At 70.6% G+C, this 18,576-nt stretch carries 13 protein-coding genes and 1 pseudogene; 5 read left to right on the top strand and 9 right to left on the bottom strand.

Features of this window, described 5'->3' with window-relative positions; genetic code table 11:
* The first annotated feature begins 50 nt into the window (after window positions 1-50).
* Entirely contained in the window at window positions 51-1,682 is a 1,632-nt protein-coding gene (locus H4N64_RS37670; RefSeq protein WP_186287107.1) for a hypothetical protein, read from the top strand.
* On the opposite strand, the gene H4N64_RS37665 is transcribed toward H4N64_RS37670, so the two are convergent.
* From H4N64_RS37665 to hrcA, 5 genes are all read right to left on the bottom strand, one after another.
* Window positions 1,679-2,071: a VOC family protein gene (locus tag H4N64_RS37665; protein ID WP_186287106.1), complete on the bottom strand. Its 393-nt coding sequence runs from the start codon at window positions 2,069-2,071 to the stop codon at window positions 1,679-1,681. The two genes, H4N64_RS37670 and H4N64_RS37665, sit on opposite strands and share 4 nt — an antisense overlap.
* A 16-nt stretch (window positions 2,072-2,087) precedes the next feature.
* Window positions 2,088-2,828: a 16S rRNA (uracil(1498)-N(3))-methyltransferase gene (locus H4N64_RS37660; RefSeq protein ID WP_186287105.1), complete on the bottom strand. Its 741-nt coding sequence runs from the start codon at window positions 2,826-2,828 to the stop codon at window positions 2,088-2,090.
* Complete coding sequence (locus H4N64_RS37655) at window positions 2,825-3,910, bottom strand: nitronate monooxygenase (RefSeq protein WP_186287104.1); 1,086 nt, start codon at window positions 3,908-3,910, stop codon at window positions 2,825-2,827. The genes H4N64_RS37660 and H4N64_RS37655 overlap by 4 nt, the downstream gene beginning before the upstream one ends.
* A gap of 190 nt (window positions 3,911-4,100) precedes the next feature.
* Window positions 4,101-5,237 carry a molecular chaperone DnaJ gene (dnaJ, locus tag H4N64_RS37650; protein WP_186287103.1) on the bottom strand — a complete coding sequence of 379 codons (1,137 nt, stop codon included), beginning with the start codon at window positions 5,235-5,237 and terminating at the stop codon, window positions 4,101-4,103.
* Entirely contained in the window at window positions 5,238-6,254 is a 1,017-nt protein-coding gene (gene hrcA / locus H4N64_RS37645; protein ID WP_186287102.1) for a heat-inducible transcriptional repressor HrcA, read from the bottom strand. It lies immediately after the preceding gene.
* Between the two features lie 161 nt (window positions 6,255-6,415).
* Here hrcA and H4N64_RS37640 point away from each other — a divergent pair, with 161 nt between their 5' ends.
* Window positions 6,416-7,144 carry an MBL fold metallo-hydrolase gene (locus tag H4N64_RS37640; RefSeq protein WP_186287101.1) on the top strand — a complete coding sequence of 243 codons (729 nt, stop codon included), beginning with the start codon at window positions 6,416-6,418 and terminating at the stop codon, window positions 7,142-7,144.
* Between the two features lie 31 nt (window positions 7,145-7,175).
* Window positions 7,176-7,988: a DUF3097 domain-containing protein gene (locus H4N64_RS37635; RefSeq protein WP_186287100.1), complete on the top strand. Its 813-nt coding sequence runs from the start codon at window positions 7,176-7,178 to the stop codon at window positions 7,986-7,988.
* On the opposite strand, the gene H4N64_RS37630 is transcribed toward H4N64_RS37635, so the two are convergent.
* The 3 genes and pseudogenes from H4N64_RS37630 to H4N64_RS37620 all read right to left on the bottom strand — a co-directional run bounded on the left by H4N64_RS37630 (window position 7,966) and on the right by H4N64_RS37620 (window position 11,776).
* Window positions 7,966-8,553: a Uma2 family endonuclease gene (locus H4N64_RS37630; protein WP_186287099.1), complete on the bottom strand. Its 588-nt coding sequence runs from the start codon at window positions 8,551-8,553 to the stop codon at window positions 7,966-7,968. The two genes, H4N64_RS37635 and H4N64_RS37630, sit on opposite strands and share 23 nt — an antisense overlap.
* Before the next feature lie 101 nt (window positions 8,554-8,654).
* The gene (gene hemW / locus H4N64_RS37625) at window positions 8,655-9,887 is read right to left on the bottom strand and encodes a radical SAM family heme chaperone HemW (protein WP_186287098.1); all 1,233 of its coding nucleotides are present in this window, start codon (window positions 9,885-9,887) and stop codon (window positions 8,655-8,657) included.
* A gap of 28 nt (window positions 9,888-9,915) precedes the next feature.
* A pseudogene (locus tag H4N64_RS37620) lies at window positions 9,916-11,776 on the bottom strand (SpoIIE family protein phosphatase).
* Between the two features lie 102 nt (window positions 11,777-11,878).
* On the opposite strand from H4N64_RS37620, the gene H4N64_RS37615 reads away from it, so the two are divergent.
* Window positions 11,879-15,934 carry a HAMP domain-containing protein gene (locus H4N64_RS37615; protein ID WP_186287097.1) on the top strand — a complete coding sequence of 1,352 codons (4,056 nt, stop codon included), beginning with the start codon at window positions 11,879-11,881 and terminating at the stop codon, window positions 15,932-15,934.
* Window positions 15,931-16,407: a response regulator gene (locus H4N64_RS37610; protein WP_186287096.1), complete on the top strand. Its 477-nt coding sequence runs from the start codon at window positions 15,931-15,933 to the stop codon at window positions 16,405-16,407. The genes H4N64_RS37615 and H4N64_RS37610 overlap by 4 nt, the downstream gene beginning before the upstream one ends.
* A 39-nt stretch (window positions 16,408-16,446) precedes the next feature.
* Here the strand turns inward: H4N64_RS37610 and H4N64_RS37605 are convergent, their stop codons facing one another.
* Window positions 16,447-18,321 (bottom strand): AMP-binding protein, encoded by a 1,875-nt coding sequence (locus tag H4N64_RS37605; protein WP_186287095.1) that lies wholly within the window; start codon window positions 18,319-18,321, stop codon window positions 16,447-16,449.
* Window positions 18,322-18,576: the final 255 nt, after the last annotated feature.

The raw sequence follows: 18,576 nt of genomic DNA, 5'->3' as shown, positions 1-18,576 counted from the left end.
CCGCACGTCACAATCGAGTGCCGCCCAACTGCCGCTGTACCGGAGGACCGTTGACACCGCCGCGGATCCGCAACCCCCGCCCCGCCCGGCTGCTGCCGGGGCCCCGCACCCCCGACGACGCGCCGCCCCAGGCGGAGGCGGCAGCGGACCCGGCGGCCGGACCGCCCGCGCCGCCGCGCAGGCGCCGGGTGCGGATGCTCGTCGACGTGGTCGACCAGCCGGACGAAGTGGCGTATGTGACCGCGCTGTTCGAGGAGCGGGGCTGGGCGGTGCGCCCGGCGGAGGACGAGGAGGCGGCGCCCGCGGTCGCGCACCGGACCGCGCTGGTCGTGGAGGTCCGGCTGCACGGCGCCCGCCTCGGCGCCCTGCGCACGGCCACCGTGGAGGTGGAACGCCTCGTCAGACAGGCCGAGTTGGGCGCCTGGGTGCGGGACGCGGCCCTCGTCGAGCACGAGCGGCCGGCCCGGACGACGTACTACGTGCACCGGGCGCTGCCGACGCTGGGGCGCCCGTGGATCTGGCTGGGCGGGGCGGACGAGCAGCGGGCGGTGACCGTACCGGCGGGCCCGGACTCCCGGCAGGAGGCGGAGGCCGAGCTGACGGCGCGCACCCTGGGCGGGCGCCCCTTCGACCCGGCCGCGCACGCGCTGCGGGTGCCGGGCCACTCGGACGCCGACCCGCCGCGCGACGAGACCCCGCACGAGCGCCGGGTCCGGCTGGTGTGGCTGGGGGCGGGTGTGGCGGGCCTGCTGGTCGCGCTCGTCTGCGGGATGTACGTCGTGTGGGCCGAGGGCACCTGGAAGCTGCTGCCCGCGCTGCTCAGCACGGCGGGGGCGCTGCCGCTGGGCCGCACGGCGAAGGAGACCCGGGCACGTGGTACGGCGGTCCAGTGGGCGGCAGGGGTCATGGGCACCACGGCAGTGGCGGCCCTCGGGGCGCTGCTGGGCCAGGACAGCGAGCCCAGGCAACTGCTGACCGGGATGCTGCTGGGCGCCTTCGGCCTGTTCACCGGCGCCGGGGTGGTCCTCGCGGTGCGCCGCACCTTCTTCACCCGGCACGCGGCCTGGCTGGTGCCGCTGTCGGTGCCGGTGCTGTGGTCGATGGTGGGCTGGCTGGGCGGGCAGATGCACGCCGCGTACCTGGACCGGTTCGACATCCGCGCGGACGCGGTGCCCACCTCGACCCTCGGCCGGTACTCGGCGGCCGCCGAGCCCATGGGACTCGCCCTGGGCAGCGCGGTGTTCTTCGTGGCCGTCATCGGCTGGCTGCGCCACTTCCATCTGGGCCGGGACGGCAGCAACCGGCTCTTCGCCGTGGTCGTGGCCACCCTCCTCGGCGTGGTCTTCGCGCTGACCGCGATCGGCATCGGCACCCGCAACGCGGCGAGCGCGGCGGGCCGTGCGGCGGAGAACGTCGGCCGCGAGGGCACCCGCCCGCCGGACTACTTCGGCGTCTACGCCCACTTCGTCTGCGTACGCCCGGTGGACCCGGACAAGCCCCTGCCGGTCGACAACGGCCCGGCCCCCACCGACCACCCGGTAGTGTCCTTCGGCACGGCGGCCGACTGGGTCTGGCTGTGGGACCCGGAACGCCGCAACGGCCCCGTACAGGAGTCCTTCGCGGTCCGCAGAGAGGACGTACGACTCCTCCCGGCCACGGATCCGAAGACCAGGAGCTGCTAGCCGATGAGCAGTTGCCACTCCTGGAGTTCCACCAGGTTGCCCTCGGGGTCCTTGAGATGGGCCACGCGCATGCGGTCCGTCAGGGGCGTCGGGCCGTGGACGATCGTCGCGCCGCGCTCGGTGATCCGCGCGCAGTAGTCGTCCAGGTCGTCGACCCGCAGCACCACCAGGGAGCGGTGACCGGTCGCCGTGTCGCCGAGTTCGCCCAGCACCTCGGCCATCATCGACCGGTCCTGCAACGCGATCCCCGCGGAACCCGTGGCCGGGCTGAACTTCTCGTACGGCCCCTCGGGCGACCCCGACTGCGGCTTCAGGCCGAGGACGTCGGCGTAGAAGCGGTAGCAGGCGGCGAAGTCGCTGACCAGCAGCCGGACCTGGGCGAGTTCCACGGCGGTCTCCCTCTGCTCAGCCCCAGCGGCCGGTACGACCGAGGAGCAGGGCGGCCGCCGCGGTCCCGGCGGTCGAGGTGCGCAGCACGGTGGGCCCGAGCACATACGCCCGCGCCCCGGCCTCCTCGAACAGCGCCAACTCCTCGGAGGACACACCCCCTTCGGGCCCGACGACCAGCACGATCTCACCCTCCGCGGGCAGTTCGACGGCGGCCAGCGGCTCGGTCCCGCTCTCATGGAGTACGGCGGCGAAGTCGGCCTTGGCCAGAAGTGCGGCAACCTGCTTGCTCGTCGCCGCGTCCGCGACCTCCGGGAAGCGGACCCGGCGGGACTGCTTGCCGGCCTCGCGGGCGGTGGCCCGCCACTTGCCGAGCGCCTTCAGTCCGCGCTCGCCCTTCCACTGCGTGATGCAGCGGGACGCCGACCAGGGCACGATCCCGTCGACCCCGACCTCAGTCATCGTCTCGACGGCCAGCTCACCCCGGTCGCCCTTGGGGAGGGCCTGTACGACGGTGATGCGCGGGCGCGGCTCGGGTTCCTCGGCGACCGAGTCCATCCGGACGATCAGCCGGTCTTTTCCCTCGGTCTCCAGCACCACGCAGTCCGCCCAGCGCCCGGCGCCGTCGGTGAGGACGACGTCCTCGCCGGGGCGCAGCCGCTTCACGGAGACCGCGTGCCGCCCCTCGGGGCCGTCCAGCACATACCGTCCGCCGTGGCCGGCGTCGAGGTGGTCGACCACGAAAACCGGAGCCGTCATCGTCCCGTACCGCCCTTCTGCGAGGCGGACAACGCTGTCCTGGCGGCGGTGAGTTCGGCCGCCAGCACCTCCACCAGTTGCCCGGCGGGCAGCTCCCGTGCCATCCGGTGGCCCTGCCCGGCCCACAGCGCCATGCCCTGCGCGTCGCCCGCCTTGGCCGCGGCCTTGCGCAGCGGTGAGGTGAGGTGGTGGATCTCGGGGTAGGCGGCGGGGGCGTACGGGCCGTGCTCGCGCATGAAGCGGTTGACGAGTCCGCGCGCGGGGCGGCCGGAGAAGGCCCGCGTCAACTCCGTACGGGCGAACAGTGGGTTGGTCAGCGCCCGCTTGTGGACGGCGTTGGCGCCGGACTCGGGGGTGGCGAGGAACGCCGTGCCGAGCTGGGCGGCGCTCGCGCCCGCGGCGAGGACGGCGGCGATCTGGCCGCCCCGCATGATGCCGCCGGCGGCGACGATGGGAACGCTGACGGTCTCGCGCACCTGGGCGATCAGCGACAGCAGCCCGATCCCGGTCCCGTCGGTCTCGGGATTGTCGCGGTGCGTCCCCTGATGCCCACCCGCCTCGACGCCCTGCGCGATCACCGCGTCGGCGCCGGCCCGCTCGACCGCGAGGGCCTCCTCGGCGGTGGTGGCGGTGACGAGGGTGAAGGTTCCGGCCCGGCGCAGGGAGTCGAGCACGTCACGGCTCGGCACGCCGAAGTGGAAGGAGACGACGGGCACCGGATTGTCGAGCAGCACGGCGAGCTTGGCCTCGTAGCCGTCGTCACGCCCGCTGTCGCGATCCCCGAGCTCGGTCTCGTACCACCCGGCCTCTCCGGCCAGCTGATGGGCGTACACGTCGACGGCCGCCGCGTCCGCGTACTCCGGCTGCGGCATGAAGAGGTTCACCCCGAACGGGCGGCTCGTGAGCCCCCGCAACTGCTTGATCTCCTGGTACATCCCATCGGCGGTCTTGTACCCGGCAGCGAGAAACCCCAGCCCACCGGCCTCGGCCACGGCAGCGGCGAGCACCGGCACGGAGACACCGCCCGCCATGGGGGCCTGCACGATCGGAAGGGGAAAAAGATCGGTCAGCGCGGAGGACATGACGGCATGTTGTCACGTCCTCCGAACAAGTCCGAATCCACCCGTCCGTGTGGCATAGACCAGAGGCAGTAGTAGGCCTCAGCGCCCGTTGAACGCGTCCTTCAGCCGCGAGAACAACCCCTGCTGACCAGGCTGACCGTATCCACCCGGGGGCCGACCCCCGGACCCCCAGCAGCCCGCCCAGCTCCCGTCAGCGCCCGTTGAACGCGTCCTTCAGCCGCGAGAACAACCCCTGCTGACCAGGCTGGAACTGCCCCTGCGGCCGTTCCTCGCCCCTCAGCTTCGCCAGCTCGCGCAGCAGGCGTTCCTGCTCGGGGTCCAGCTTCGTCGGGGTCTGGACCTCGACGTGGACGATCAGGTCGCCCCGGCCGCCGCCGCGCAGATGCGTGACGCCTCGGCCGTGCAGCGGGATCGACTGGCCGGACTGGGTGCCCGGGCGGATGTCGACCTCCTCCAGGCCGTCGAGGGTCTCCAGCGGCACCTTGGTGCCGAGGGACGCCGCGGTCATCGGGATCGTCACCGTGCAGTGCAGATCGTCCCCGCGCCGCTGGAAGGTCGGATGCGGCAGCTCATGGATCTCGACGTACAGGTCACCGGCGGGACCGCCACCCGGCCCGACCTCACCCTCACCGGCGAGCTGGATCCGCGTGCCGTTGTCGACACCGGCCGGGATCTTGACCGTGAGGGTACGGCGGGAGCGGACCCGGCCGTCGCCGGCGCACTCGGGACACGGCGTCGGAACCACCGTGCCGAAGCCCTGGCACTGCGGGCACGGCCGGGATGTCATGACCTGGCCCAGGAAGGACCGCGTCACCTGCGACACCTCACCGCGACCGCGGCACATGTCACACGTCTGCGCGGAGGTCCCCGGCGCGGCGCCCTCACCGTTACAGGAGTTGCAGACGACCGCCGTGTCGACCTGGATGTCCTTCGTCGTACCGAAGGCCGCCTCGTCGAGCTCGATCTCCAGACGGATCATCGCGTCCTGGCCCCGACGGGTCCGCGACCGCGGCCCGCGCTGGGACGCCGTACCGAAGAACGCGTCCATGATGTCCGAGAAGTTCCCGAAGCCACCCGCGCCGAAGCCGCCGGCCCCCGCGCCGCCCGCCTGGGACAGCGGGTCGCCGCCGAGGTCGTAGACCTGCTTCTTCTGCGGGTCCGAGAGCACCTCGTAAGCGGCGTTGATCTCCTTGAACCGCTCCTGGGTCTTCGGATCAGGGTTGACGTCCGGGTGCAGCTCGCGCGCGAGCCGCCGGAAGGCCTTCTTGATCTCTTCCTGCGACGCGTCGCGGCGCACGCCGAGAACGGCGTAGTAGTCCGTGGCCACTTACGACTCCGCCAGGATCTGTCCGACGTACCGTGCCACTGCGCGTACCGCTCCCATCGTTCCCGGGTAATCCATGCGGGTCGGTCCGACCACGCCGAGCTTGGCGACTGCCTCGCCGCCCGAACCGTAGCCGACCGACACGACAGACGTGGAGTTGAGTCCCTCATAGGCGTTCTCATGACCGATGCGTACGGTCATGCCCGAATCCCCGGCCTCGCCAAGCAACTTGAGGAGCACGACCTGCTCCTCCAGCGCCTCCAGGACGGGCCGGATAGTGAGGGGGAAGTCATGTCCGAAGCGGGTGAGATTGGCGGTGCCGCCGATCATCAGCCGCTCCTCGTTCTCCTCGACCAGCGTCTCCAGCAGGGTGGAGAGGACGGCCGAGACCGTGCCGCGGTCCTCCAGGTCGAAGCCCTCGGGGAGGTCCTCGACGAGCGTCGGCACATCGGTGAAGCGCCGGCCCGCGACCCGGCTGTTCAGCCGCGCCCGCAGATCGGCCAGGGACGTTTCGCCGAACGGCGCCGGGCAGTCGACCATCCGCTGCTCGACCCGCCCGGTGTCCGTGATCAGCACGAGCATCACGCGCGCGGGGGCGAGCGAGAGCAGCTCGACATGCCGCACGGTGGACCGGGTCAGCGACGGATACTGCACGACGGCGACCTGCCGGGTGAGCTGGGCGAGCAGCCGTACGGTCCGGGCCACGACGTCGTCGAGGTCGACGGCGCCTTCGAGGAAGTTCTGGATGGCTCGCCGCTCGGGCGGGGTCATCGGCTTGACGCCGGCCAGCTTGTCGACGAAGAGCCGGTAGCCCTTGTCCGTCGGGATGCGCCCGGCGCTGGTGTGCGGCTGGGCGATGAACCCCTCGTCCTCCAGCGCCGCCATGTCGTTGCGGACGGTCGCCGGGGAGACTCCGAGGTTGTGCCGCTCGGTCAGGGCCTTCGACCCCACCGGCTCCTCGGTGCCCACATAGTCCTGGACGATGGCGCGCAGCACTTGCAGCCTGCGTTCACTCAGCATCCGCGCACACCTCCAGAAGTCGTCCCCCAGTCCCCCGGGGCGCCTCGCCTGGCACTCTGTCCGTCCGAGTGCCAGCGTTCCCGGCCCCAGTGTACGGCGGTGGGGTACTCCCCAGGCAAGGTCGGTCCTGCTGTGACGGGTTGTAGAGCTAGCGTCGCGGTATGACGGTGACTTGGGAAGAGCTCGGGTGGGAGCGGGTCGCGGCCGGGGTGGGCCGCTGCCGGCTTCCGGGCTGGGACTGTACGGCGGGACTGGTCGTCGGAGAGGGTACGGCGCTGGTGGTCGACGCCGGGTCGAGCCTGGCCGAGGGGGCTCGGCTGCGCATGAGGGCCGAGGCGCTCGCCGGTCACCGTGTGACCCATCTCGCGCTGACCCATCCGCACTTCGACCATGTCTTCGGGGCCGCGGCCTTCGCGGGCGCGGAGGTCTACGGCGCGGTCGGCATCGACTCGGTGTACGGGCCGCACGGCCGGGCGGAGCTGCGCGAGGACGCGGTGCGCAACGGGCTGGACGCGCGCGTGGCCGAGGAGGCGGCGGACGCCCTGGCCCCACCCCGCCATCACGTCTCCGGCGAGTGGACCCTGGACCTCGGCCCCGGCCGACAGGTCCTGCTGGCGAACGTGGGCCCCGGCCACACGGCCCACGACCTGGTGGTCCTGGTCCCGGGCACCCCGGAGGTCGTCTTCTGCGGCGACCTGGTGGAGGAGTCGGGCGCCCCTCAGGCGGGCCCGGACGCCGTACCGTCGCAGTGGCCGGCGGCCCTGGACCGCCTGCTGGCGCTGGGCGGCGAGGACGCGCTGTACGTGCCCGGTCACGGAGCGGTGGTGGACGCGGCGTTCGTACGGCGGCAGCGAGACGCCCTGGCGGCCCGTTTCGGCGTGTCGCGCTGATCGCCGTACCGCTTCTCCTATCGTCACCCGAATGCGCCAGTACTCCGCCGATCTGACCCCTCCCTGGAAGAAGCCCAAGCCCGTCCCCGAGGTCGAGGCGGAGCCGGGCCTGGTGGTCGAGGAGCCCGGTACCGGCTTCTGCGGCGCGGTGATCCGCTGCGAGGCGGGAACGGTGACGCTGGAGGACCGCTTCGGCAAGCACCGGGTGTTTCCGCTGGAACCGAGGGGCTTCCTGCTGGAGGGCAGGGTGGTGACGCTGGTGCGGCCTGCTGTCGGTCCGGTACGGCCCACCCGTACGGCATCCGGTTCGGTGGCCGTCCCGAACGCCCGCGCGCGCGTGGCCCGCGCCGGGCGCATCTACGTCGAGGGCCGCCACGACGCGGAACTGGTGGAGAAGGTCTGGGGCGACGACCTGCGCATCGAGGGCGTGGTGGTGGAGTACCTGGAGGGCGTGGACGACCTGCCGTCGATCGTCGCGGACTTCGGCCCCGGTCCGGACGCGCGCCTCGGCGTACTGGTGGACCACTTGCTCCCCGGCACGAAGGAATGGCGGATCGCCCAGGAGGTAACCAGCGAACACGCGCTGGTCGTGGGCCACCCGTACATCGACATCTGGGAGGCGGTGAAGCCGTCGTCGCTGGGGATCGCGGGGTGGCCCCGGGTGCCGCGCGGGCACGACTGGAAGACGGGGGTGTGCCGGGCGCTGGGGTGGCCGTCGGAGAACACGGGGGCGGTGTGGCAGGCGATTCTGGGGCGGGTGGGGTCTTACAAGGACCTGGAGCCGGAGCTGCTGGGGAGGGTGGAGGAACTGATCGACTTCGTCACGGTCGGCGGTGGCGCTTGACGGGGGGCAGCGTCCCGAACTCGCTGGTATCCAGCTTGATGCCGAGAATGTCCAACGACAGCGGCATGCCGAATTTACTGGTCCGCTCCAGCAAGTAGTCCGCCTCTTCGCCCTGTCCTGTCGGCTCTGTCAGCAACAGGCACTGCTCAGCCATGGGGTCGATGATCAAGTAGGCAGGAACCTTGCCCGCTGCGTAGATGGAGCGCTTGTCCCCGTAGTCGCGGTCGACGCTGTTCTTCGAGACGACCTCCACGACCATGGCAACCACCCCGGATGGCACCAGGCGCCCAGCCCCGGGGACCGCGTCGCGCTCGATCACGACCAAGTCGGGCACGGGCTCGCTGAGCTCGTCAGGAATGTCGAGATCCTGCACCTGCAGCCGCCGCCAGCGGTCGCGAGGGATCTGATCCTGGACGGACTCCACGATCATGTTGTGGACCAGGCCCAGCCCCGCCATCATCACGATGTCCCCCCGCAGTAGCTCCGCCTTGAAGCCCTCCGGAACCTCCAGGTTCTCGAAGATCTCCCTGACGTCGGTGATCAGTCGATCGTCCACAGCGGTCATCTCCGTGGCCCTCCACATCCGCCGCGTACTTTTGCGCGGCAGCCTACGAACCAGGTTAGGGACCGAACCCCCGTTCCGCACCGATTCACTCGCCCGAGTGATCAGTCCACCAGGTCCCTGACCACCGCATCCGCCAACAACCGCCCCCGAAGGGTCAGCACAGCCCGCCCCTCCTCGTACGGCCCGCCCTCCAGCAGCCCCTCCCCCAGGGCCCGCCGAGAAGCCACCAGCCCCGCCTCCCGCAGCAGCTCCAGCGGCACCCCCTCCCGAAGCCGCAGCTCCAGCAGGATCCGCTCCACCCGCCGGTCCTCCGCCGACAGCAGCTCCCGCCCGGCACCCGGCGACCGGCCCGCCGCCAGCGCCCCCGCATACGCCCCCGGATGCTTCACGTTCCACCACCGCACCCCGCCCACGTGCGAGTGCGCCCCCGGCCCGGCCCCCCACCAGTCGGCGCCCCGCCAGTACAGCTCGTTGTGCAGGCAGCGCCCCGCCTCCGAGGTCGCCCAGTTCGACACCTCGTACCAGTCGAATCCCGCCTCCGACAGCACCGACTCCGCGATCAGGTACCGGTCCGCGTGGACGTCGTCGTCCGTCATCGGGACCTCGCCGCGGCGGATGCGGCGAGCCAGCTGGGTACCCTCCTCGACGATCAGGGCGTACGCCGACACATGGTCCGGCCCCGCGCCGATCGCCGCCTCCAGCGACGCCCGCCAGTCGTCGTCCGACTCCCCGGGCGTGCCGTAGATCAGGTCCAGATTCACGTGCTCGAAGCCCGCCGCCCGCGCCTCCGCCACGCACGCCTCGGGGCGCCCCGGCGTGTGCGTCCGGTCCAGCACCTTCAGCACATGCTGCTTCGCGCTCTGCATGCCGAAGGAGATCCGGTTGTAGCCGCCCTCCCGCAGCGCTGCCAGGTATGCCGGGTCCACCGACTCCGGATTCGCCTCCGTCGTGATCTCGGCGTCCTCAGCCAGCCCGAACTCGTCCCGGATCGCGTGCAGCATCCGTACAAGATCGGAAGCCGCCAGCAGCGTCGGCGTACCGCCCCCGACGAACACCGTCCGCACCGCGCGCGGGTCGTCGCCCAGGACCTTCCGCGCAAGGCGGATCTCGTCGATCAGCGTGTCCGCGTAGTTGTCACGGGAGGCCAGCACGCCCCCCGTCCCGCGCAGCTCGGTCGCCGTGTAGGTGTTGAAGTCGCAGTACCCGCAGCGGGTCGCGCAGTACGGGACGTGCAGATAGAACCCGAGCGGGCGGTCGGCCGCGCCGGTGAGCGCGGAGGCGGGCAACGCGCCGTCGTCGGGGACCGGCTCGCCGTCGGGGAGTGCGGAAGGCATGCCTTCCATTGTCCAGCACCCCGCACCCTTACTCGGCCTGGAGCACCAGCAGCGCCAGATCGTCCTCCGGCGGCCGCCCCCCCGAAGTCGTGCACGAGCCGCCGGATCCGCTCCGCGATCGACTGCGCGCTGAGCCCCGCGCACCCCGCGAGCGCCGCCGCGAGCCCGTCCCCGTCGTCGAACTGGCGCGAGCCGCTACGCCGCTCCGTCACCCCGTCCGTGACACAGAGCAGGCTGTCCCCGGGCCGCAGCTCCAAGATCTCGCTGGTGTACGTGGCGTCCTCGACGACCCCGAGCAGCGTCTGCGGCTGCGCGGCCGTACGGACGCCCCCGTCGGGGCCGAGCAGCAGCGGCAGCGGATGTCCGGCGGAGGCGAGGGTGCAGCGCACGCCCCCGTCGAAGGGGGCCAACTCGCCGTACAGCAAGGACAGGAAACGCGTCTGCGGGCCGTCACCCGGCGCGGCGGGACCGACCAGGGCGCGTGCGCCGGCGTCCGCGGCCTCCGTGGCGTCGTCGAGGAGGAGCTGGTTGAGGCGGTCCAGGACATCGGCGACCCGGTACCCCTCGCGGGCCAGCAGCCGTAGCCAGGGGCGGGCCAGGCCGATCACCACCGCGGCTTCCGGGCCCTTGCCCTGGACGTCGCCCACGGCGAAGCACCAGCGGCCGTCGCCGGCCGGGAACACGTCGTAGAAGTCGCCGCTGGGTCCGCCCTTGTCGCAGGGCTCGTAGACGAGGGCGCTGCGCACGCCGGGGATCTCGGCGACCGCGCCGGGCAGCAGTCCGCGCTGGAGGACCGCGCTGATGGTGGCCTGGCGGGCGTACTGGCGGGCCGCGCCGATGGCGAGCGCCACCCGCCGGCCGAAGTCCTCCACGAGCCCGGTGACCTCGTCGGGGAAGCCCGCGGAGCCGATCCGCCCGATGACGAGGGTGCCGAGCGGTCGGCCGCCCGCGATCAGGCGGTACGCCAGTGCTGTTCCCACAGGCTCCAGCACCTCGCCCGGCCAGGGGTGCGGCACGGGCCCGGAGCGCAGATCGTCCGGCGGGCGCGGCGGTTCCTTCTCCAGCGCCCGGCGCAGTTCCTCGATGCGGTTCTCGCTGCCGTGCCAGACGCGGGCGAGGCGGGGCCCGGCGCCCGCGGTGCCGTGCGGGCCCCAGCCGCGTCCGGTGAGCTCGTCCTCCAGCCACACCGCGCACCAGTCGGCGAGCCGGGGCACGAGCAGTTGCCCGGTGAGCACGGCGACCAGGTCCTCGTCGAGCTGCCCTGCGAGCAGGTCGGAGGCCTCGGCGAGGAAGGACAGGGCGCCCCGGTTGAGCCAGTCCCGGTCGCGTTCGGGCCGTCGCGGTCCGGGGCCGGGTATCGCGTAGGGGCGCGTGATCCCGGCCTCTTCCTGGTGTTCCTCAGCGGTCAGCCGTGCCCACACCGTCTTCATGCCGGTGCGGTACGTCACGCCCCAGGACTCGGCGAGCCCGGCGACCAGGCTGAGGCCTCGCCCGTACTCCGATGTGCCGTGCGCCGGTCCCGACGTGCCGTCGCGCGGGGCGCGCGAGGGGTGGCGGTCGGAGACCTCGACGACGATCGCGCCGGTCTCCTCCTCGGTCCGGCAGACCAGCTCCATGTCGGTGCCCGCGTGGACGACGGCGTTGGTGACGAGTTCGCTGACGACCAGGACGGTGTCGCCGGCGAGGCCGCAGGTGTGCATTTCGGTTCCGGGCAGGCCGAGTTCGGCCCACTCGGCGAGCGCGGCGCGCACGAGTGCGCGGGCGGAGCCGGGCGCGAGGGGGCTTCCGGGCAGGGTCGCGCAGGTCCACGCGCGCGGGCGCGCGCTCTCGTGCGCAGGCACATCAGAGGCACGGGAAGCGGTCTCCCGTTGCGTCGGAATGGCCCCCATGGACAGCTCCCAGAGCGGTTCGGACGAATACGCCTCAGTCGACGCGGACAGAGTGACAGACTGGCCACGCCCATAAGCACCGAGTTACCGAAGTGGGCCGCCATGAGTGAGAACAGTGATACCAGCGTGCTCGAAGACGGTCAGATTCGAGCATCTGATCTGCGTCCTCTGCTCGCCGCGATGACATCGGCGCGGGACGGCGACTTCCGCCAGCTGTCCGATCCGGGCACCGGTGTGGTCGCCGAACTCGTCGCGGCCTACAACCAGATCATGAACCGCAGTCTGCACTTCAACTCCGAGGTGCAGCGCGTCAGGAGAGAGCTCGTACGGCACGGCCGGCTCGACGAACGGCTGGCGGCGAGCCCGGGCCAGGGCGCCTGGACGGCCCGGGTCAATGACGTGAACCAGCTGCTCGACGCCATCGTGGCCCCGGCGGCCAACGCGACGCGCGTCCTGGACGCGGTGGCGGGCGGCGATCTCACCCAGCGGGTCGATCTGCACGACGGTTCCCGGCAGTTACGCGGCGATCTGCGGCGTCTTGGCCGGGCCGTGAACAAGATGGTCGACCAGCTCTCCCTGTTCACCGGCGAGGTCACCCGGGTGGCCCGCGAGGTCGGTACCGAGGGACGGCTCGGCGGACGGGCCAAGGTGCAGGGCCTGTCGGGCAGTTGGCGGGATGTGACCGAGGCGGTCAACACCATGGCGTCCCGGCTGACGGCACAGGTGCGGGACATCGCCCTGGTGACCACGGCGGTGGCGCGCGGCGACCTGACCCGTACGGTCACCGTCGAGGCGACCGGCGAGCTGCTCGAACTGAAGCTGACCGTCAACACGATGGTCGACCAGCTCTCCGCCTTCGCCGACGAAGTGACCCGCGTGGCCCGTGAGGTGGGCACCGAGGGGCAGTTGGGCGGTCGCGCCCAGGTGCGCGGCGTGTCCGGGGTGTGGAAGGACCTCACCGACAACGTCAACTTCATGGCCTCGAACCTGACTTCACAGGTCCGCAACATCGCCCAGGTGACCACGGCCGTCGCCAACGGCGACCTCAGTCAGAAGATCACCGTCGACGCACAGGGCGAGATCCTGGAGCTGAAGTCCACCATCAACACGATGGTCGACCAGCTCTCCGCCTTCGCGGACGAAGTGACAAGGGTCGCCCGCGAGGTCGGCACCGAAGGAAACCTCGGCGGCCGGGCCCAGGTGCGCGGCGTGAGCGGCGTCTGGAAGGACCTCACCGACAACGTCAACTTCATGGCGGACAACCTCACTTCACAGGTGCGGAACATCGCCCTCGTCTCCACCGCCGTGGCCCAGGGCGACCTCGGCAAGAAGATCACCGTGGAGGCGAAGGGCGAGATCCTGGAGCTGAAGTCCACCATCAACACGATGGTCGACCAGCTCTCCGCCTTCGCGGACGAAGTGACGAGGGTCGCCCGCGAGGTCGGCACCGAAGGAAACCTCGGCGGTCAGGCACAGGTGCGCGGCGTGAGCGGCGTCTGGAAAGACCTCACCGACAACGTCAACTTCATGGCACTGAACCTCACTTCACAGGTCCGCAACATCGCCCAGGTCACCACCGCCGTCGCCAACGGCGACCTCTCCAAGAAGATCACCGTCGACGCCCGGGGCGAGATCCTGGAACTGAAGGACACCGTCAACACGATGGTGGAGCAACTGCGCGCCTTCGCCGACGAGGTCACCCGCGTCGCCCGAGAGGTCGGCACCGACGGCCGGCTCGGCGGACGGGCCCAGGTGCTGGGCGTCTCCGGCGTCTGGCGGGACCTCACCGACAACGTCAACTACATGGCCGACAACCTCACTTCACAGGTGCGGAACATCGCCCAGGTCACCACCGCCGTCGCCAACGGCGACCTCTCCAAGAAGATCGACGTGGACGCGCGCGGCGAGATCCTGGAGCTGAAGACGGCCATCAACACGATGGTCGACACGCTCTCCTCCTTCTCCTCCGAGGTCACGCGCGTGGCGCGCGAGGTCGGCAGCGAGGGCCAACTCGGCGGCCAGGCGCGCGTCGAGGGCGTGTACGGCACCTGGAAGCGTCTGACGACGAACGTCAACGAGCTGGCGTCGAACCTCACCACCCAGGTCCGCGCCATCGCCGAGGTCGCCTCGGCCGTGGCGCAGGGCGACATGTCCCGCTCGATCACCGTGGAGGCGCGCGGCGAGGTCGCCGAGCTGAAGGACAACATCAACCTGATGGTGGCGAACCTCCGCGAGACGACCCGCGCCAAGGACTGGCTGGAATCCAACCTCGCCCGTCTCGCCGCCCTGATGCAGGGCCACCGGGACCTGATGGAGGTCGCCGACCTGATCCTGCGCGAGCTGACCCCGCTGGTGAACGCCCAGTACGGCGCGTTCTACCTGGCCGACCCGGACGAGTCCGACGCCGCGCTGCGCCCGGCCGCCCCCGCGAAGGGCCTGGCCTTCATAGCCGGGTACGGCGCCGCGCAGGGCGCGACCGTCGAGACCGGCGGCCTTCCGGTGCACGGGCTGGTCGCGCAGGCGGCCCGGGAGAAGAAGCGGATCCTGGTGGAGGAGGCCCCGCCCGACTACATCAAGATCAACAGCGGGCTCGGGGAAGCGGCCCCCACCACCATCGTCATCATCCCGATCCTCTTCGAGGACAAGCTCCTCGGCGTGATCGAACTGGCGTCCTTCTCCCGCTTCTCCGATGTCCATCTGGCCTTCTTCGACCAGTTCGTGAACACCATCGGTGTCGCCATCAACACCATCATCGCCAACTCCCGCACCGAGTCCCTGCTCGGCGAGTCCCAGCGCCTTGCCATGCAGCTCCAGGAGCGCTCGGACGAACTCCAGAAGCAGCAGGCGGAGTTGCAGCACTCGAACGCCGAACTGGAGGAAAAGGCAGCGCTGCTGGCGACGTCATCGCAGTACAAGTCGGAGTTCCTGGCGAACATGTCGCACGAACTGCGCACCCCCCTGAACTCCCTGCTGATCCTCGCCCGCCTCCTCTCCGACAACCCGGACGGCCATCTCTCCGACCAGGAGGTCCAGTTCGCGACGACGATCCACAGGTCGGGCTCGGACCTCCTCCAACTGATCAACGACATCCTCGACCTGTCGAAGATCGAGGCGGGCCGGATGGACGTACGCCCCAAGCGCCTGCCGCTGATCAAACTGCTCGACTACGTCCACGCCACCTTCCGCCCGCTCACCCACGACCGGGGGCTCGCCTTCGACGTGTCGGTCGGTGAGGACGTCCCGCGCGAGATGTACTCGGACGAGCAGCGCCTCCAGCAGATCCTGCGCAATCTGCTGTCCAACGCCATCAAGTTCACCGCGTCGGGCCGGGTCGAGCTCCGGGTCAGCCGGGTCATGGACCCCGAGCAGGCGGGTGTGCGGGAGAGCGGCGAGGTGATCGCCTTCGAGGTGTCCGACACCGGCATCGGTATCGCGCCGGAGAAACTCCCGGTGATCTTCGAGGCGTTCCAGCAGGCCGACGGCACCACCAACCGCAAGTACGGCGGCACCGGTCTCGGTCTGTCCATCAGCCGGGAGATCGCGGGCCTGCTGGGCGGCCGTATCGTCGCCGAGAGCGAGCCGGGGAAGGGCTCCACCTTCACGCTCTACGTCCCTGTCGTCAGCCCCGGCCACCCGGTGGCCGACGACAGGAGCGCCGTACTGGTACCGGAGCAGGTGTCCCCCGTACCGGAGATCGACGACGCCTGGCCCGCGCAGACCAAGCTGGAGGAGTGGCAGTCGGGCCGGGCTGGGCAGGTCCTGTCCGGTCGGCGGGTGCTGATCGTGGACGACGACATCCGCAACGTGTTCGCGCTCACCCATGTGCTCGGCCGGGTGGGCATGCCGGTGCTCTACGCGGAGAACGGCCGCGAGGGCATAGAGACACTGGAGCGCAATCCGGACGTCGAACTCATCCTGATGGACATCATGATGCCGGAGATGGACGGCTACGAGACCATCGCCGCGATCCGCCGCACCCCACGCTGGGTGGGCCTGCCCATCATCGCGCTGACCGCGAAGGCGATGCCCGGAGACCGGGAGAAGTCCATCGCGCGCGGCGCCAACGACTACGTACCGAAGCCGGTGGACGTGGACCGGCTGCTCACCGTCGCCTGCGCCCTGCTGGATCCGGAGGAAGCCCACGAGGCAACGCCATGAACGCCGACGACGTACTGCACCCCGAGCGGGCCGGAATCCTCCTGGTCGACGACATGGAGGACAACCTGATAGCCCTGGAAGCGGTCCTGGGCTCCCTCAACGAACCCCTGGTCCGCGCCCGTTCCGGCGAGGAGGCGATGAAGGCCCTCCTACGCCGGCGCTTCGCCCTGGTCCTCTTGGACATCCGTATGCCAGGCATGGACGGCTTCGAGACAGCGGCCAACATCAAACGCCTCGACCAGACGAAGGACGTCCCGATCATCTTCCTGACAGGCGTGGAGGACGACTCCGGCTACGCCTTCCGCGGCTACGCGACGGGCGCGGCGGACTACTTGACGAAGCCGTTCGATCCGTGGGTGCTCAGGGCGAAGGTCAGGGTGTTCCTGGAACTGCACAGAAAGCAACTCCAGTTGGAAGCGCTGAGGGCTGAAGTGCAACAACTCCGGGAACTGGTGAACAAGGACCCGGAGTAGGTGCAGAAGGGGCGCGGGGCTGACCAGCCCCGCCGCCGCTTACGCCTCGCGAGTACCGGCGTACATCTCCTCGAGAAGCCCCGCGTACTCCCGCTCCACCACCGGCCGCTTCAGCTTCAGGCTCGGCGTGATCTCACCGTGCTCCACATCGAGATCCCGAGGCAGCAGCCGGAACTTCTTGATGGTCTGCCACCGCTGAAGCCCCTCGTTGAGCTGCTTCACATACCCCTCGACCATGGCCACGGTCTCCGCGGAGGCGACCACCTCCGCGTACGACTTCCCGCCCAGACCGTTCTCCTCGGCCCAGCCCATGATCGCGACCTCGTCCAGCGCGATGAGCGCGGTGCAGAAGTTCCGGTCGGCGCCGTGGACCAGGATGTTGGAGACGTACGGGCAGACCGACTTGAAGGAGCCCTCGATCTCGGTCGGCGCGATGTACTTGCCGCCGGACGTCTTGAACAGGTCCTTCTTGCGGTCGGTGATCCGCAGATACCCGTCGGGCGACAGCTCGCCGATGTCCCCGGTGTGGAACCAGCCGTCCGGCTCCAGCACCTCCGCCGTCTTCTCGGGCAGCCCGTGATAGCCCTCCATGATCCCGGGCCCGCGCAGCAGGATCTCGCCGTCGTCGGCGATGCGGACCTCGCAGCCGGGCAGCGGCTTGCCGACCGTGCCGGTGCGGTACGCCTCACCCGGGTTGACGAAGGAGGCCGCGGAGGACTCGGTCAGACCGTAGCCCTCCAGGATGTGGATGCCGGCGCCGGCGAAGAAGTAGCCGATCTCCGGGGCCAGCGCGACCGATCCGGAGACACAGGCCCGCAGCCGCCCGCCGAAGGCGTCCCGCAGCTTGGAGTAGACGAGCGCGTCGGCGACCTTGTGCTTCGCGCCGAGCCCGAAGGGGACCGAGGCGGTGCCGGTGCGCCGGAAGTTGTCCTGGCTGACCTTGGCGTACTCGCGGGCCACCCCGGCCGCCCACTGGAAGATCTTGTACTTGGCGCCGCCACCCGCACGGGCCTTGGCGGCGACCCCGTTGTAGACCTTCTCGAAGATGCGCGGGACGGCCGCCATGTAGGTCGGCTGGACGACCGGAAGGTTCTCGATGATCTTGTCGACGCGGCCGTCGACGGCGGTCACGTGTCCGACCTCGATCTGGCCGGAGGTGAGCACCTTGCCGAAGACGTGCGCCAGCGGCAGCCACAGGTACTGCACGTCCTCGGCGCTGATCAGCCCGGTCGCGGCGATGGCCTTCGCCATGTAGGACCAGTTGTCGTGCGGCAGGCGCACGCCCTTGGGGCGGCCTGTGGTGCCGGAGGTGTAGATGAGGGTGGCGAGCTGGTCCTTGGTGATCGCGCCGACCCGCTCCTTGATCAGGTCGGCGTCCTTCTCCAGACGGGCGGCACCGCGCTTCTCCAGCTCGTCCAGGGTGAGGATCCAGTCGGCGGTCTCGACGCCGGCCGGGTCGATCACCACGACATGCGTGAGGTCGGGCAGCTCGGCGCGCTTCTCTACGGCCTTGGCGAGCTGGGCCGCGTCCTCGGCGATCAGCACCCGGCTGTCGGAGTCCGAGAGGATGAACGCGGACTCCTCCGCATTGGTCTGCGGATAGACCGTGGTCGTGGCAGCGCCGGCGCACATGATGCCGAGGTCGGCGAGGATCCACTCGATCCGGGTCGAGGAGGCGAGGGCCACCCGCTGCTCGGGCTGCACCCCCAGCTCGATGAGGCCGGCGGCGATCGCGTAGACCCGCTCGGCGGCCTGGCCCCAGCTCAGCGACTTCCAGTCGTCCGGGCCCTCCCCGGCCGCATTCGGCACGGGATAGCGATAGGCCTCGGCGTCCGGCGTGGCCGCCACGCGCTCCAGGAAGAGGGCCGCCACGCTCGGCGGACGGTTCTCGATCAAAGTCTGTGTGTCGCTCACGACATCCTCCGGGGCCCGCGACAGTGCGGCTGGCTCAGGGTGCGGCTGGTTCCACTCGCGCGCCGTTGTTTAACTCGCGAGTAACTATCGAGCAGGGATCAGAGTAAGGGTCGACCGGCCGGGGCGTAAGAGTCCGCGCCCTGTCACTTCCTACAGAGACCGGCCCCTCACATGCGCAGGGGCCCGCCGCACTTTCGTACGACGGGCCCCTGACTGCCCGTTTTGCCTAACTGAACGGCGTAACCGGTGGTTACT

This window comes from Streptomyces cupreus (genome assembly GCF_014257025.1).
Taxonomy (GTDB): Bacteria; Actinomycetota; Actinomycetes; order Streptomycetales; family Streptomycetaceae; genus Streptomyces; species Streptomyces cupreus.
Note: the sequence above shows the minus strand (reverse complement) of the source record. Positions and strands in the feature narration are given on the sequence as shown.

Coding starts and splice junctions, on each gene's coding strand:
- hemW (WP_186287098.1), bottom strand. CDS start 9,887: ATGCCTTCCGCACTCCCCGACGGCGAGCCGGTCCCCGACGACGGCGCG.
- H4N64_RS37615 (WP_186287097.1), top strand. CDS start 11,879: ATGAGTGAGAACAGTGATACCAGCGTGCTCGAAGACGGTCAGATTCGA.
- H4N64_RS37640 (WP_186287101.1), top strand. CDS start 6,416: ATGACGGTGACTTGGGAAGAGCTCGGGTGGGAGCGGGTCGCGGCCGGG.
- H4N64_RS37610 (WP_186287096.1), top strand. CDS start 15,931: ATGAACGCCGACGACGTACTGCACCCCGAGCGGGCCGGAATCCTCCTG.
- H4N64_RS37630 (WP_186287099.1), bottom strand. CDS start 8,553: ATGACCGCTGTGGACGATCGACTGATCACCGACGTCAGGGAGATCTTC.
- H4N64_RS37660 (WP_186287105.1), bottom strand. CDS start 2,828: ATGACGGCTCCGGTTTTCGTGGTCGACCACCTCGACGCCGGCCACGGC.
- H4N64_RS37655 (WP_186287104.1), bottom strand. CDS start 3,910: ATGTCCTCCGCGCTGACCGATCTTTTTCCCCTTCCGATCGTGCAGGCC.
- hrcA (WP_186287102.1), bottom strand. CDS start 6,254: ATGCTGAGTGAACGCAGGCTGCAAGTGCTGCGCGCCATCGTCCAGGAC.
- H4N64_RS37635 (WP_186287100.1), top strand. CDS start 7,176: ATGCGCCAGTACTCCGCCGATCTGACCCCTCCCTGGAAGAAGCCCAAG.